Raw genomic sequence first — 14209 nt, 5'->3', positions numbered from 1 at the left:
TGGGGTAATGCCGCCGGCTTCGCCGCGTGTAATTCGGTTGTGGAGATGGTTGGGGACGATCTAGCGTCCAGGCCATGAGCGTGCTGGACGGAGCCGTGCGGTTGCTCGCGATCGACGACCTTGGGGCCTGTCAGCGGCTCGCCGAGGACCGCGAATGGGGCCGTGAAGACCACAAGTGGCGGTTCCTGTTCTCGGTCGGTGACGTCTACGGCATCGATGACGGAAACGGGGAACTCGCCGGGACGGTGGTGTCGACCCCATACGGCAAGGACGTCACGGCCATCAGCATGGTGCTTGTCGCCAAGCGGTTCGAGCGGCGTGGCCTGGGCGGCCGGTTGATGCGCCACGCGATGGACAACGCGGGCACGGCCAGCCTCTGCCTGACCGCCACCGAGTACGGGCGCCCCCTGTACGAGCGGCTGGGGTTCAGGGCCGTGGGGCTGTGCACGACGTATAAGGGTGAGTCGGACGGGCCGTCCAAGCGGGGTGTGACCGTGCCGGTAGAGGCAAGCGACATGCCTGGAATCCATGCGCTCGACACCGAGGTCTTCGGCGCCGACCGGTCGCAGCTGGTCGAAGGGCTGCCGACGTTCTGCGAGACGCTACGGGTCGTCCGGGACGAGACCGGGGTCGTGGGCTACGGCGGTGCGTGGAAGAACGACGGCGTGGTCATCGTCGGCCCCGTCATCGCGCAGGACACCGAAACCGCGCTCGCGCTGGTGGAGGAAGTCGTCCCCGAAGGCCCGATAAGGCTCGACATCGACCACCGTCACCCGGAGCTGATCGGCTGGGCGGAGCGGCACGGTCTGCGCCCCGCGTTCACCACGACGATCATGGAGTACGGCGAGCCCATCACGAACGACCCGGCCCGCCTCTACCTCCCCGTGGCCCAGGCCCTCGGCTGACAGGCATCGCACCCGCGGTTGTGCAACGCTCGCCGGCAAGGACGTGCCCCAGACCGTCATGCCGCTGCTTCGGGGCGGTCGCCCGGAAGATGGGTGTTTTCCCGTGGGCAGGGGTCAACCGGCTGGTCAACGGCGTCGGACACGGGCATGGAGGGATGTGGCCCTCGCCGCTCTGCCGACGTAGCGTAGGCGGCGGCGTACGTGCCGCTATGACGAGACGGGGTCCAGGTGCGGGCAGCGAAGTTCATCGGCGTGGCCACAGTGCTGGCACTGGCCACGGTCACCGGATGCAGCGACGGCGACGAGCAGGAGGCGAGCCCGTCGACGAGCGTCCCCGCGGGGCTCGGGTCTTTCTACGGGCAGAAACCATCCTGGAAGGGCTGCGGCAACGGGTTCCAGTGCGCGACCGTCCAGGTCCCCTTGGACTACGCCAAGCCGTCCGGCGAGAAAGTGGACATCCACGTCATCAGGCTGCCGGCCGAGGACAAGTCCAACCGCATCGGCTCCCTGCTCACCAACCCGGGCGGCCCGGGCGGGTCCGGTGTGGACTTCGTCCGGCAGGCCGGCAGGACGTTCGGGAGAGACCTGCGCCGCCGCTTCGACATCGTCGGCTTCGACCCGCGCGGCGTGGCCGGCAGCGACCCCGTCCGCTGCAACACCGGCCCCCAGCTCGACGAGTTCTTCGCCACGGACGCCTCCCCCGACGACCCGAAGGAAACGGCCGCCCTCGCCGCCGAAGGCAAGAAGTTCGCCCAGCACTGCAAGACCAAGGCCGGCTCAGAACTCCCTTACGTCGGCACCGCCGACGCGGCCCGCGACATGGACGTCCTCCGTGCCGCCCTAGGAGACTCCAAGCTCACCTATTACGGCGCGTCCTACGGCACCTATCTCGGGGCCTTCTACGCCGAACAGTTCCCCAAGAACATCCGCGCCTTCGTCCTGGACGGTGCCGTCGACCCCCGCCTCTCCTCCACCGAACTGCTGATCGAGCAGGCGAAGGGGTTCGAAACCGCCCTCCGCGCGTTCGCCGACGACTGCGTCAAGCCGGGAACATGTCCCTTCGGCGGCTCCGCCGACGCGGTCGTGGCCAAGGTCGAGTCCTTCCTCTCCGCCACGGACCACAAGCCCCTCACCAACACGCGCGACTCCCGCAAGGTCACCGAGGCCCTGGCCGTGATGGGCATCGCCAGGGCCCTCTACGTCAAGGAGTACTGGCCCGTCCTACGCCAGGCCCTCACCCAGGCGATGCAGAACTCGGACGGCACGATCCTCCTGGCCCTCGCGGACGAGATGGTCGAACGCAAACCCGACGGCACCTACAGCAACCAGACCGACGCCAACATGGCCGTCAACTGCGTCGACAAGCCCAACCCGCCTGACCTGGCCGCCTACGGGAAGTACGCGGACAAGGCCAAGAAGGTCGCCCCCCGCTTCGGCGCCTTCGTCGTCTGGGGCGGCCTCCCATGCGTCTACTGGCCCGTCCAGACCAAGCAGGAACCCAAACCCATCACCGCCAAGGGCGCCGCCCCCATCGTCGTCATCGGAACCACCCGCGACCCCGCCACCCCCTACAAGTGGGCCCAGAACCTGGCCGACCAGCTCTCCAGCGGCGTCCTCCTCACCTTCAACGGCGACGGCCACACCGCCTACCTGCAGGGCAACCCCTGCATCACCAAGGCCACCGACGACTACCTCATCACCACCGACCCGCCCAAGGACGGAACCACCTGCGGCTGAAACCCGTGCGCACCCACCCCCCGACACCCGCTAGACTTCACCTAGCCGTGTTCCGCATGGCAAGCCGCCTTAGCTCAGTCGGCAGAGCGATTCACTCGTAATGAATAGGTCGTCGGTTCGATTCCGACAGGCGGCTCCCAGCTCAAAGCCCTCTTGCGATCTTCGCAAGAGGGCTTTTGCTAACAGGCTTGCTAACAGCAGTCGTCTACGCCGCTTCGTTCATCACCCGAGCAAACACGTCCGCCGCAGCCACCTCAGCCGACCTGATCACATGCGCGTAGACCCTCAGCGTGATGGCCGGGTCAGCGTGCCCTAGCCGAGCGGCCACGATGTGGACGGGCACGCCCGCCAGGAGCAGAGTCGTCGCGTGAATGTGCCGAAGGTCGTGAACCCGAGCATGGGGGAGCGGCTCAGCCGGACGCGGCCCCTCCTTGGGGGCGTTATAGGCCCGGACGGTCTTGGTCATCAGCCAGCCGACCGTATCCGGATGGATCGGGTCACCCCAGCCGGTAGCGAACACGTACCCGTCATCGCCGCCCCGCCATTTCTTACCGACGAGGAGCTTGTCAGCCACCTGGGCCTTGTGGTGATCCCGGAGCACGGTCACGGTCTCGTCATCGATGCTCACGACCCGAGACCGCCCGCTCTTGGTCGCCCCCTCGATACGCTCGCCGGCGACGACACCCGTGGACCCGCTGATCGTGATCTGTTTCGCGTCCAGGTCGATACTCGACCACCGCAGATTGAGCAGTTCCCCGCGCCGCGCGCCCGTGTACGCGGCCAGGTGGTAGAAGGCGAACAGCCGATGCCGACGAACGGCCCCGAGGAAGGCGCGGAGCTGCACGGTCGTCCAGACCGCGCCGGGTTCGTTCACCGCCGCCTTTGGCCGCTTGGCCCGCTCGACCGGGTTGGACGGTATGAGTTCATCGACCAGGACGGCGTCACCGAACGCCTTACGGAGGATGGCGTGCGTCCGCTGGACGGTCGAGATACCGAGTGCCTTGCCGTCCTCGCCGCCGCCCGTCAGGAGGTCGCGGTAGAGCTTGGTGATTCGGGCCGGGCGTACGGACTGGAGCCGCAGGCCGCCGATGTGCGGCTTGATGTAGAGCCGGATCATGGTGCGGTAACTGGCCAGCGTGCGCGGCCGGATCTCAACGGCGTGCGACTCAATCCACTGGTCGAGGTACTCGGCAACGGTGATGGCGTTGCGGTCGATGTACTCACCGCGCCGCGCCTTGACCCGTGCTTCGTCCCGCGCCTCTTTCGCGGCGTCCTCGGTAGTAAAGCCGCCGACCCATTTGGGCTTTGAGATGCCGGTTTCGGGGTCGGTCACGCGGATGACGTAGGACCAGGTGTTGCCGCGCTTCATCACCCCGTCGCGCAGCTTGGGCCGACCCTTGCCCGGCGTGCTCTTGGACGGCTTGCGCGGCTTGTCGGAGCTGGCGGAGTCGGTCATCAGGCGGCCTCTTCCATCAGGGCGTCGATGTAGTCGTTCAGGGCGTTGAGCGGGATGCGGCGCGAACCGTCGATGCGGACCGAGCGCAGCACACCGGAGGCGAGCAGTTCATAGAGCTTGCTGCGGGAGATGGCCAGGGCTTTGGCGGCTTCCGGGACGGTCAGCAGGAGCTTGGGCACGCGGGACTCCTCGAAGAGACGGCGGACGGTAGGGGTCTTCCGGTGAGTGCGGCGGTGACGAGCGCTTCGCCGCGTGTGAGGCCCTGGCTGTGGAAGCGCCATTCGCCGATGGCGAGGACGAGGCCAGGGTCTTGGTCGTCGGGTGGTTGCCAGCCGGGGAACTGCTCGCGGACGTAGGCGATGCGTGCGGCCCGCAGCGCGCCGAGGGTGGTGGAGTAGCAGCGGGACTTGGTCGAGAAGTGGCCCCGGAACCCGAGCATGTGAGCCCACTGGACGAGCCGGAGATCGGCGAACTCCTCCAGCGCACCCAAGGTCAGGCATGCGTTCATGAGCCGCCGGGCGTGCGGCGTGATCGGCAACGCGGCCAGGTCGTCAGAGGGTTGAAGCCGCCGGTCGAGGGTGCCGACGCATTCGGCGGCCTTGGTGGCGTATTTGGCGATGTAGCCCGCTACGGCCTGTTGCGTGAGCGTGCCCGAGGAGGTGATGGCCCGGATGTCGACTTGCGGCCCCCAGGACAGCGACCGGGCCGGGATGCCAGGTGCTGCCGGAGTGGTGACCGACACGGCGCCGGCGGCGTGCCGGACGGCGTCCTCCAGGAGCCGGACGTTCGCCCAGCCGGGCGGGGGCGTGGCCGGACCGCCGGGTCCGTCGAAGCGGATGACCGCGTGGAAGTGGACGACGCCCCGACGCTGGTATTCGGCGACCTTGGCGAACGAGACCGCCAGCGTCTCGCGGAACTCTTTGTGCGTCAGTCCGGCCGACTTGGCGAGGTAGCGGCGCAGGGCGAGGGTGAAGCGCCGCCACAGTTCCGGCGCCAGGGCGTTGAACAGCACCGACCCGGCGTAGTCGTAGCAGTCGGGGCACAGCGGTTCGCCGAGCCGGGGGTCATCGTCGGAGTGCCGGACGGCGCAGGAGGCCACCACGCCATGCGGGCACGGTTTGGCGTTCCGCCGTGGGTGGCAGCGTTGGAGGCGTCCGCCGTTGCGCGCCCGCCGCGCGTGGACCGGGCCGAACGAGGGCGCCGTCAGGGTGACGAAGGCGGCCGGGTGGCCCGAGACGCTTTCGGGGATGCCCTTTCCACCGGCCAGGCCCGCCCGGATGAGCTGGTAAGTGTCGGCCCGGTAGATCTCGGCGCAGGCCGGGCACCGGGAGGCCCGCCGGGTCTTGCAGGCCACGGGAAGCGCGCCGTCGGGTTCGGTGTCGGTGGAGTAGCTGTGCAGCAGTTCCCCGGTACCGGTGTGGACGTGCTTGACGGTTCCGGTGAGGAAGACCGGTTGAGCGCAACCGCCGGTTGCGCGGGCACGAGCGGCCCAGCGCTCGAAGTCCGGCCGGTCGATGATCTTCGCCATCAGCCGGGCGTCCTGCGGCGTGACGACAGGGTGAGGCACGATGAAGGGGTCTCCTAACCGATTCATGCGGGACAGGGGATGGCCCCCGACGTGACGGCGTGACTTGGCGGTTGAGCGGTCACGCCGGGGGCGCTCAGATCACTGGCAGTTGCCCAGGCCCGAGCAGTGCGGGCAGGTGTCGCCGTAGGAGTCCAGGCCGGTCCCGCCGCAGTTGCAGCACTGCCACCACTGGCCGACCGGGGCGAGCGGACGAGGGAAGGCGATGGCCGACCCGGTCGCGGAGTCCTGCGCGGTCACCTCGGTTGAGCCGCAGGCCGAGCACGAGGGACCACCCCGGAGCGCGAGCAGGGTCACCCAGCCGAGTCCGCCGCCGGTGACGTTGCAGGCCCGGCAGCGAAGCCGCCACGTCGACAGGTTCTCGACCGTCATCAGGCGGCCCGCCCGGTGCCCTGGTCGCCGTCCTGGTCGTCCTGGTCGGGGTCGAGGCGGATGTTGGCGCGGTAGCTCATTTCCGCTTCGTGCTCGCGGCGGCTTCGGTCGGGGATGTGGATGACGCGGTAGGCCATGCGGCCGAAGGACTTGGCGGCCTTGTAGTGGCCGCCGTTGGGGCGGTCGTCGTCGACGGGGACACCCAGGAGCGCGGCGACGTGGTCGACCAGCGCGGCCGAACAGGTGTCGTCGCAATGGCGGGTGAAGACGTCGACGGTGTCGCCGTACTCGGGGACCGGCACGCCGGGGTTGGCCTCCAGGAAGTCGGCCAGGGCGCGCAGGCCGCTGATGACCTGGTGGCGGGCGAATAGGTCACCGGACACGACCGGGGCCGTCTGGCCGGTCGGGGTGGTGTGGGCGGTCATTTCGGGTTCCTCCAGTGGTCAGGAGACGGGCGCGGTTTCGGTGCGGAGTTGGCGGAGCAGGTCACTCGCGAGTTGGTTGGAGACCCCGAGCCGGGCGCGGAGCGCGTCACGGGTGATGGGCCGCCCGTGCTCGGTCTGGTGTTCGGCGGCGATCCGGCGTGCGAAGTCGACCAGCGGCCCCGCCGGAGCCGACGAGCCCGACGAGCCCGACGAGCCCGACGGGGACGGGGGAGACGAGGCGGACGGCGTTGAGGCGGGGGGATCGGCGGGGATGGGGATGGAGGTCTGGCCGTCCTGCTCGTCCTCGCCCGGCTTCTGGTCGTCCTGGCTGTTCTGGACGGGCGCGGCAGCGGCGGGAGTGGTGGGGCGCTCCCAGACCACCCACGGGGACGAGGATGAGAGCGAGGGCGAGGAGTCCGACGGGCCGGACGAGGACGGCGACGGGGACGGGGACGGACGGCCGGAGGAGTCCGGGACCGGCGACACGTCGGCGGCCGGACGGGGCGAGGGGTGAACCGCCGGTCGGGGGCCGGCCTTTCGGCGTTCCAGCATGGAGACGGCGACCAGGAACGCCCCGGCCGGGGTCCCGGCGGTGATCCAGCCCCACACCGACGGGTCGGCCTGTGCCAGGTTCGCGGCCAGAGAGAGCAGGACACCGCCGACGAGGACGACGGTCGGCCACGACAGCCGCCCCGTCTCCCGTCCGGTGCGCTTGTCGCGCTGGCGTTCTCCGGCCGCCATGACGCATGTCAGGTCGATGCAGACCGCGATGGCCCAGGCCATCCAGCCGCGTTGACCGTGTTCGGTGGCGGTGTCGCGGATGTGGGTGAACGAGCCCGCCGCCGCGATTCCGGCCAGCACCACCACCGGCCCGGAGTCGGCGACCGCGCCGAGGACGCGCCGGGTCATGCCGCCCGCCGGGAGGTGACCAGGGCCAGCAGCGCGGCCAGTTCCGGGTCACAGCGGTGCGCGTCGGCCCAGCCGTCGACCTCGCCGCAGGACGAGGAGGCGAACGACTCGGCGCAGCGCTGGCAGCGGGCGACGTGCAGGGACCGGAACTCGTCCCACTCGACGCCGACCGGCCACACGTCCCAGGACGACACCACCGACGACCGGGACGACCCCGAGGACGGGGATGAGGGGGACGGGACGACGGTGAACCGGGGACGAGGACGAGGACGAAGGACACGGATGCGGGCGACCATCGGGCAGCCTCCAGGGACGGGTTTGGGGCATGGGGCGGGTAGGGACGTGGCGCGATCAGGGCTCACGCCGAGCCGCTCAAGGGAGGGAGAGGGAGGGCCGGGCCGGTTATGCGGCCGGGACCGAGCCGATCAGCGCGTCCCAGTCCGGGGTCAGGTGCGCGTACTCCCGCGCTGCCTGCTCGGCCTCATGCTCGGGGATGTAGACCGAGCGGGCGCGGTGCCAGGTGCCGTCCTGACCGGCGACGATGCACACGCCGGGTGTCTCGGCGGGGATGGCGCGGGCGGCGTCCAGGGCGGCCGGGTCGAGGTCGCCGAGGGTCATGGTGGCGGTTTCGGGGTCGTTGACCCGGTGGCACACCCGGCCGGAGAGCTGGGCGCGCAGGGCGGTGACGCCGGGGCCGAGGTCGGAGCCGATGCGTTGCCCGCAGACGATCAGGTGGACGGCGAACGCCCGGCCGAGCTGGGCGACCCGCAGCAGGGAGGTAGCCGTCCGCGACACCTTGTCCTTCTCGGACTTGTCGGCCATCAGGAACAGTTCGGCGACCTCGTCCACCAGGACCACGATCGGAACCGGCCGCAGGTCCTCCGGCAGGGTCCAGACGTTGCGGGCGCCGTGCGCCCGGCACAGCGCCATGCGGTTCTCGACCTCGCCCACTAGATCGGAGAGCAGGTCCACCGACTCTTTGCGGGTGGTGGCCAGCGCCGACAGCCGCGGGGCGTAGGGGGTGAACTCCACCCCGCCCTTGAGGTCGAACCCGACCAGCGCGACCGGCTGAGGAGCCAGGCCCTTGATGAGGGCGTTGGCAAGGTTGGACTTGCCCGACTGCGTTGCCCCGGCGTTGAGCCAATGCGGCACCGTCCGGAAGTCCATCAGCCAGTCACGGCCGTTCTCCAGCTTGCCGGGGCGCACGGTCAGCAGTTCGCCGGTCTCCGGGGTGGTGACCACGTCCACCAGCGGGTCACGCATCGTCGCCCACAGGGTGACGAAGCCGGGCCGGACGTCGACCACGCGCACCGAGTGGACGCGCCAGGCGTGCGCGATGCCCTCAGCCGCCTTCTCATAGTCGGCGGGAACCTGCCCGTCGTGCAGGCGCAGCCGCATGCGCCAGCCGAGCCGGGTCGGCCGCAGGACGCCGAGGCGGGGAGCGCGCTCGACATCGACCCGCCGCACCCGCCGCTTGTGCTCCACCACGGTCGCGGCGTTGCGCGCCGCCGGCCCGACGACCGGGATAGCGTCGAGGGTGAGCCGGAACCGGCGCCGCTGCCGGGTCAGCTTGCAGCCCGAGGCAACGTGATGCCACGTCAGATACACCAGCACCGCGCGCAGCGGGAAGGCGACGCCGTACCAGAACGAGGCCGGGTGCCAGCGGCGCCAGGCCCAGAGCCCGGCCGCCGCAGCGGCCAGGACCCCGAGCACCAGATAGGCGGTTGTGTCGCTCATCTCAGGCAGCCGCCGCGGCCACGTCGCCCACGGGGACGACCCGCTCAGCGCGGAATGAGACGCCCGACCGCTTCTCGCCGTTGATGGTCTGCTCCCAGTAGAAGCCGACCAGGCCGACCGGCGTGACCACTTGTCCGAGCGTCAAGCCCGGGTCGCCGGTCACCGCGACTGTCACCAGGTCCACGCGGCCCCCCTCGTTCGCCGCCGACAGGCCCACCTGATAGACCGCCTCACCGTTCTTGTCGAGCTTGACCTCTCCTGTCTCCTGGTTCACCAGCTTCGGGCGCGCCGGCGACACGCACACGAACGACAGAGCGGAGATGTCCACAGGGATGTTGCGCACGAGACCTCCAGGTCACTTCGGATTCCTGCAAACACAGGTTACCTAGGAAAGTATGACTGTAAACCCTTTGGCCAGAACTTTCCTATGAACCCAGGAACCTGCGTTGAAGGGCTATGCTGCTGACATGGGCAAACATGGCCACGTGGACCGGAGGAAGGTCTACGTCCGCATCGCGGATGAGCTGCGGCAGGACCTTGCGTCAGAGCGCTACCCGGTAGGGGAGACGCTCCCGAGCATTGCCGCTCTGAGCGCGCGGTTCGACGCGGCCAAGGCCACGGTGGAGCGCGCCTTGACCGTGCTTCGCGAGGAAGGGCTCATTCAGAGCCGACAGGGAAGCCCCAGCGTCGTCATAGCGAAGCCGGAGCGTGTAGAAGCCGGAGACACTCCCGAGGAGCCCAGCCAGGAGTTCACCCTTCTATGGGGCCAGCTCCAGGAGATCAGGGAGCATCTCCGGCGGCAGAATCTCAGGCTGGACGAGCTTGAGAGACGGACGAAGGACCTGTGAGCTTCGTGGAGAGCTGCGCCATGCGGCGTTGTGTCGCCGTCATCTCGGCTGAGATCTCCGCCAGCTCCTTGAGTAGCCTCTGACGCTCGAACTCGGTAAGCCCCGGCTTGGTGGCCATTACCCCTCTTGTCATTGTCCGTGCCGACGTCTGCGCTATGGGTGAGTGCCGACAATCGCGGCGAGGTGACGTCCGTCCCTGCCCCGCCGCGTGGTATCCGTCACGGCCGTCAGTCGAGTCTCATGCGCGCTGCCAGCGCCCTGACCTCCACTCCCTTGGAGTGCCTCCCGCTGCTACGCAGGTCCCGGACGAGGTTCCGCACCAACGGACGGTTTCGAACGTGCTGGGGCGCGATCCGGTCAGCGGTCAGAAGCGCTTCTACCGCCTTGTCCTCTTTGCGGTTCATCGCCATCCCGGCCGCCCGGCACGTCCAGTAGTGCGCCTGCCGTTCCCCCGAGGCGATCTCGGAGACCTCGACCTGTTCGGCACGCGAGGTCACGTCGCGGGGACGCCCGAGTTCGAGACTGACCTCAACAGCGTGAATGCGGGTGTTCACCCGGTTGAACTGTGTCTGGAACACGTTGCCGCCGGGCGGAAGCTCTTCGGCGATCTGCTCAGCCTCACTGAGGTGACTTTCCGCTTCCTGCCGGTTCAGCAGTCGAGAGTACGCCACCGCGGCCCGTAGATGCAGCGCACCCGACAGCGCCCGAAGGTTCGGGTCACCGGCCCCCAAGTGTTCGTCAATGTCGTCCAGCGCGGCCAGTGCCGCCGACTTGGCGCCGTCGAGAGCAGCCTCATGTAGCCAGACCCCGCAAAGGTCCCACGCCGACGCCGCTACCAGTTCCGGCGCTCCCACCCGCTCAGCCGCCACCAGTTCGCGTTGAACGGCGGTCCAGCCGAGGTCATGGTGACCGAGCAAGTTGGACGTCACGCGCGCCATGTGGCACGCGCGCAACATCAGCGACTCGGCACGGTCGCGGTCAGGCAAACCCCGGTCTGCGGCATGCAAGGTCAGATCGGTGATGATCCGCGGAAGGATGTCACCCAGCGCCGAGAAACGAGCGTCCTGCCGGAGTTTCTCGGCCAGTGTGACTTGCCCTGCGAGTTCAGAGAGCGAGCTTGGTTCGCGCGTCCCGATCAGGCCGGCCCCGCCCGGCATGGTCGCCCGCTGGAGAGCCAGCCGGAGTTCCGGAATGGTCGAGTGGCCGGAGTCGAGTTCGGCCGTCTCATGCCGGTACGGCTGTCCGGTCAGTTCGGGGATCTCGACATCCAGGACTCTCGCGAGCTTGGCCAGCACGCTTGCGCGATCGAGCGGAAGCCTCCCGTTCTCGATCTTGGTGACCCAACTGACCGAACGGTCCATCTCCTGCGCAAGCGTCGCCTGATCCCAGCCCTTACGGCGACGCGCCCGCGCAACACGCTGGCCCGTGGTCATCTCTTCACTCACGTTGAAGACTCCCTTTCCCACAGTGACAACGTAGGCGCCGGAGTGACGATCACTGGCAGAAAAAGTGACAGTCCCTATCCTCCAGGTTGCGTGACCAGGAAGAAGATCGACGACGAAAGTTCCCGGCACTGTCACCGCCGAACGGTCGCCACCCCCTCAAGCATGCTCGGGACGAACGGCACCAAGCCCCCAGTAGAGCAGAGAGCCGACTTATCGACGGACGGCGCCCCGAGCACGACGAAGGCCCGACGGGCATTCCCGCCGGACCGAACACCACTGGCGGTCAGACCCCAGACACGTCACGCCCAGCGCTCACCGCGCGGTCAAGACGCGTCCGTTGGGCAGCAGGAGGGGCACCGCGGCCGTTCCAGCCTTGACGGGTTACGGATGTCCCCGACGTTGACCACCTCACCGAAGCCCAGGCATACCGATCTAACAAAGTTGGCGGGACCGCGTTTGACCTGCGGCTACGGCACTGCTTTGTCTGCTTGGGGCGGGAGTCATCCGGCGAAAACCCCGGGAGTTGGCTCCCCTGTGCGGCCCCCTGGTTCCCCCTGGGAGGGGACGGAGGCCCCCCGTTCGGACGTAGGTTCCCTGGACATGATGTCAAGAGCGACGTATCTATCAATCTCCACTCTCAGATCTTCCGGTAACCCAACCGCCCGCAACGCTTCGCGGTAAGCGGCACGGATGATCAGCGCTTCTTGTTTTGCACGGATCAGTGCGCTATTAGATTCGGCAACGTTCAAGCTGAAGCGGTCTACGTGTATCCCAAATGCCACAGCGAAGGCGGTTTGTGCCCGCCTCGGGAAAACTTCTCCTTTTTCCCATCTGTATATCTGCCTCAGAATGCATCCGTGATCATAATTGCGATACTGGGGAGTCCTGAGTAGACGGCGAGCCATTTCGCGCTTACTCCATCCCCTGGACTCGCGTTCCGCTTGTAGGCGGATGGCCCATGCTGGGCGTGAATCCCCATCGCGATACACTGAACTGTTCTCGTTGCGGGACATCGGCGCCAACTCGTCTTCTATTGTGTATCTCCGTTAGGGGCGCGTGGGCTCGTTGTCTCGTTCCTCCCCTCCTTAAAGCCCTTAATGTAGAGGTCGGCGTACGCTTGCACTGCGGCTATCTGTCCCCTGGTTAGTCCTGCACTCCCCATTCCTTCGCGATAGGCATCGTGCATGAGAGCCATAGTTTTGGTAAGCGTCGTTCCGTCAAGAAACCTGCTATCGGTATCGGGACACCAGTTACTATCACTGGGCATCGGCTCCATGCCAAACCAGCGTTCCACTTCCAATATGGACACTTGGAAGACGCGCGAAATCTCAACAATGTTTCGGGGTTGCGGGCTGCATTTGCCGAGTTCCCAGCGCTGGAGCGTGACCAGGTCAACCCGAATTTTTCGAGCGGCTTCGGTTTGCGACAGTCCGCGCCTCTGGCGCATTCGAATCATTTCTTGACGTCGCTTCTCTTCCCTTGCCACTTCCGTTCCGCCTGCCGTCCCTTGAGTCTGTGCAGAGAGCTTGACGGGCTCCTGCCCACCGAAAAAATGGAAGGCAGGAGCCGAGGCGACGCAAGCGGGCGCACCAGGGTGGTTCCGCACAGTGCTCGCGTCCTTCCCAGGAGAGGAAAGGTAGTGACCGGGGATGACCACCTTCCCAAATGATCTTATCTAGCCGGTTTTGGAGATGGCCCGCACTTGCTTGCGTATCCAGCGGACAACACGGCGGATTCGTTTCTTGTGCTTATCGCCGTTCCCGTTTTCCGGTGGCCTAATGCGTGGATCTTGCATGGTTTGTGTCATTGACGGCGATTCCTATCTCTCGTTTGCTGGCCTGCATAAACGTTGCGTTAGTGCGAATCGCTCGCGCGATGTTTCTCCACACCGCAATCGGCATGCATAGCGCAAGGCCGTTCGGATCCTTGGAGTCACGCACGATGAAGTAACCCCGCCCGCAGGCGACTTCGACACAGCCGTCTTGATTGAGTTCCGCACATCGAGACGACTTTCGGAATTTCAGCGGTTCCAAGGTTTTGCTATCTCTATTCGTTTGGGAGCGATGGGCATGCGCACGCAAAAGCCGCGTAGCATGCCCGGCCAATCCGGTACGTGCAATACCCGCTGTCGATCGCGCGGACGGCGTCACCGAACCTGGGATCACCACTTACACGACCGTCGTAAGAAAGGAGGTCACGCACTGCTTTTATCGCCGTTTCGCGGTTATGACGCTCGGGAAAGACCTGCCACTTTCCCAGCCGTGACGTACTGACATGCCAGTGATCTGCGCTTGCCGGAAATACGCCCACGACTCACCGCTTCGGCAAGGGCAAGTAGCCCTGAATTGAAACGGCGGCATCGGTGACCCGATCGGCCGGCGCAATCGGCTCACCCCAGGACGTGAAGTACCACCACCGACCCCCGTCGTCCTGCCGGGCGCGGCACGTGACCGTGTCACTTAGACGCTGCGCGCAGCATTCCGAATCGTGCACGTTGCTGACTTTCAGCCGCGTACCGAGAAAATCAATCCGGTAGCCACGTGCGGACAAGTGTGTACCGAGTGCGGCAAGCCGCCGCTCGGGCAGGTCGAGAGCATTCACGCGACGCCTCTCGGCCGGGCGCCGAAAGAACGCATACCGTGCGGTAGGCCGCACTGTCCACGGCGCTTGAGATCTTGCCCCGTCAGTTCGACCTTGAGGCCACGCGCAAACAACTGCGTTTCCAGCATGGCCAACGAGGCACGGCCGGAGGTCATCACATCACCTCATTTCCATTGCCGTCCGGGTCGC

The 14209-nt window shown here is 67.2% G+C and carries 16 protein-coding genes and 1 tRNA gene; 4 read left to right on the top strand and 13 right to left on the bottom strand.

Going from position 1 to position 14209, the window contains the following annotated elements; all coding sequences use genetic code 11:
* Positions 1–74 precede the first annotated feature (74 nt).
* The 3 genes from ACQP1N_RS31890 to ACQP1N_RS31880 all read left to right on the top strand — a co-directional run bounded on the left by ACQP1N_RS31890 (position 75) and on the right by ACQP1N_RS31880 (position 2778).
* On the top strand, positions 75–905 hold the full coding sequence (locus tag ACQP1N_RS31890) for a GNAT family N-acetyltransferase (protein WP_433227959.1): 831 nt from the start codon (positions 75–77) through the stop codon (positions 903–905).
* Positions 906–1157: 252 nt separating this feature from the next.
* The gene (locus tag ACQP1N_RS31885) at positions 1158–2642 is read left to right on the top strand and encodes an alpha/beta hydrolase (RefSeq protein WP_433227958.1); all 1485 of its coding nucleotides are present in this window, start codon (positions 1158–1160) and stop codon (positions 2640–2642) included.
* Between the two features lie 63 nt (positions 2643–2705).
* A tRNA-Thr gene (locus ACQP1N_RS31880) sits at positions 2706–2778 on the top strand.
* A gap of 69 nt (positions 2779–2847) precedes the next feature.
* Here the strand turns inward: ACQP1N_RS31880 and ACQP1N_RS31875 are convergent.
* The 9 genes from ACQP1N_RS31875 to ACQP1N_RS31835 all read right to left on the bottom strand — a co-directional run bounded on the left by ACQP1N_RS31875 (position 2848) and on the right by ACQP1N_RS31835 (position 9469).
* Positions 2848–4098 carry a tyrosine-type recombinase/integrase gene (locus ACQP1N_RS31875; protein ID WP_433227957.1) on the bottom strand — a complete coding sequence of 417 codons (1251 nt, stop codon included), beginning with the start codon at positions 4096–4098 and terminating at the stop codon, positions 2848–2850.
* Positions 4098–4277, bottom strand: a complete 180-nt coding sequence (locus tag ACQP1N_RS31870) for a helix-turn-helix domain-containing protein (RefSeq protein ID WP_433227955.1) — start codon at positions 4275–4277, stop codon at positions 4098–4100. Before ACQP1N_RS31870 ends, ACQP1N_RS31875 begins: the two co-directional genes overlap by 1 nt.
* Positions 4259–5665, bottom strand: coding sequence for a replication initiator (locus ACQP1N_RS31865; protein ID WP_433227954.1), 1407 nt, complete (start codon positions 5663–5665; stop codon positions 4259–4261). Before ACQP1N_RS31865 ends, ACQP1N_RS31870 begins: the two co-directional genes overlap by 19 nt.
* Positions 5666–5764: 99 nt before the next feature.
* Positions 5765–6055 carry a hypothetical protein gene (locus tag ACQP1N_RS31860; RefSeq protein WP_433227952.1) on the bottom strand — a complete coding sequence of 97 codons (291 nt, stop codon included), beginning with the start codon at positions 6053–6055 and terminating at the stop codon, positions 5765–5767.
* The gene (locus ACQP1N_RS31855; protein ID WP_433227950.1) at positions 6055–6480 is read right to left on the bottom strand and encodes a hypothetical protein; all 426 of its coding nucleotides are present in this window, start codon (positions 6478–6480) and stop codon (positions 6055–6057) included. The genes ACQP1N_RS31860 and ACQP1N_RS31855 overlap by 1 nt, the downstream gene beginning before the upstream one ends.
* An 18-nt stretch (positions 6481–6498) precedes the next feature.
* Complete coding sequence (locus tag ACQP1N_RS31850; RefSeq protein WP_433227949.1) at positions 6499–7389, bottom strand: DUF2637 domain-containing protein; 891 nt, start codon at positions 7387–7389, stop codon at positions 6499–6501.
* Entirely contained in the window at positions 7386–7685 is a 300-nt protein-coding gene (locus ACQP1N_RS31845; RefSeq protein ID WP_433227947.1) for a hypothetical protein, read from the bottom strand. The genes ACQP1N_RS31850 and ACQP1N_RS31845 overlap by 4 nt, the downstream gene beginning before the upstream one ends.
* A gap of 106 nt (positions 7686–7791) precedes the next feature.
* Positions 7792–9126 (bottom strand): FtsK/SpoIIIE domain-containing protein, encoded by a 1335-nt coding sequence (locus tag ACQP1N_RS31840; protein ID WP_433227946.1) that lies wholly within the window; start codon positions 9124–9126, stop codon positions 7792–7794.
* Position 9127: 1 nt separating this feature from the next.
* The gene (locus tag ACQP1N_RS31835; protein WP_433227945.1) at positions 9128–9469 is read right to left on the bottom strand and encodes a hypothetical protein; all 342 of its coding nucleotides are present in this window, start codon (positions 9467–9469) and stop codon (positions 9128–9130) included.
* 124 nt (positions 9470–9593) lie between these two features.
* Here ACQP1N_RS31835 and ACQP1N_RS31830 point away from each other — a divergent pair, with 124 nt between their 5' ends.
* Positions 9594–9974: a GntR family transcriptional regulator gene (locus tag ACQP1N_RS31830; protein WP_433227943.1), complete on the top strand. Its 381-nt coding sequence runs from the start codon at positions 9594–9596 to the stop codon at positions 9972–9974.
* A 227-nt stretch (positions 9975–10201) separates the two neighbouring features.
* Here ACQP1N_RS31830 and ACQP1N_RS31825 read toward each other — a convergent pair whose 3' ends face one another.
* The 4 genes from ACQP1N_RS31825 to ACQP1N_RS31810 form a co-directional block, all read right to left on the bottom strand.
* Positions 10202–11419, bottom strand: coding sequence for a helix-turn-helix domain-containing protein (locus tag ACQP1N_RS31825; RefSeq protein WP_433227942.1), 1218 nt, complete (start codon positions 11417–11419; stop codon positions 10202–10204).
* 1030 nt (positions 11420–12449) lie between these two features.
* The gene (locus tag ACQP1N_RS31820) at positions 12450–12866 is read right to left on the bottom strand and encodes a helix-turn-helix domain-containing protein (RefSeq protein WP_433232893.1); all 417 of its coding nucleotides are present in this window, start codon (positions 12864–12866) and stop codon (positions 12450–12452) included.
* A gap of 328 nt (positions 12867–13194) precedes the next feature.
* Entirely contained in the window at positions 13195–13569 is a 375-nt protein-coding gene (locus ACQP1N_RS31815; protein ID WP_433232890.1) for a DUF397 domain-containing protein, read from the bottom strand.
* A 163-nt stretch (positions 13570–13732) separates the two neighbouring features.
* Entirely contained in the window at positions 13733–14020 is a 288-nt protein-coding gene (locus ACQP1N_RS31810; protein WP_433227941.1) for a hypothetical protein, read from the bottom strand.
* Positions 14021–14209: the final 189 nt, after the last annotated feature.

It is taken from the genome of Actinomadura formosensis, assembly GCF_050948385.1.
Classification (GTDB): domain Bacteria; phylum Actinomycetota; class Actinomycetes; order Streptosporangiales; family Streptosporangiaceae; genus Spirillospora; species Spirillospora formosensis.
Note: the sequence above shows the minus strand (reverse complement) of the source record. Positions and strands in the feature narration are given on the sequence as shown.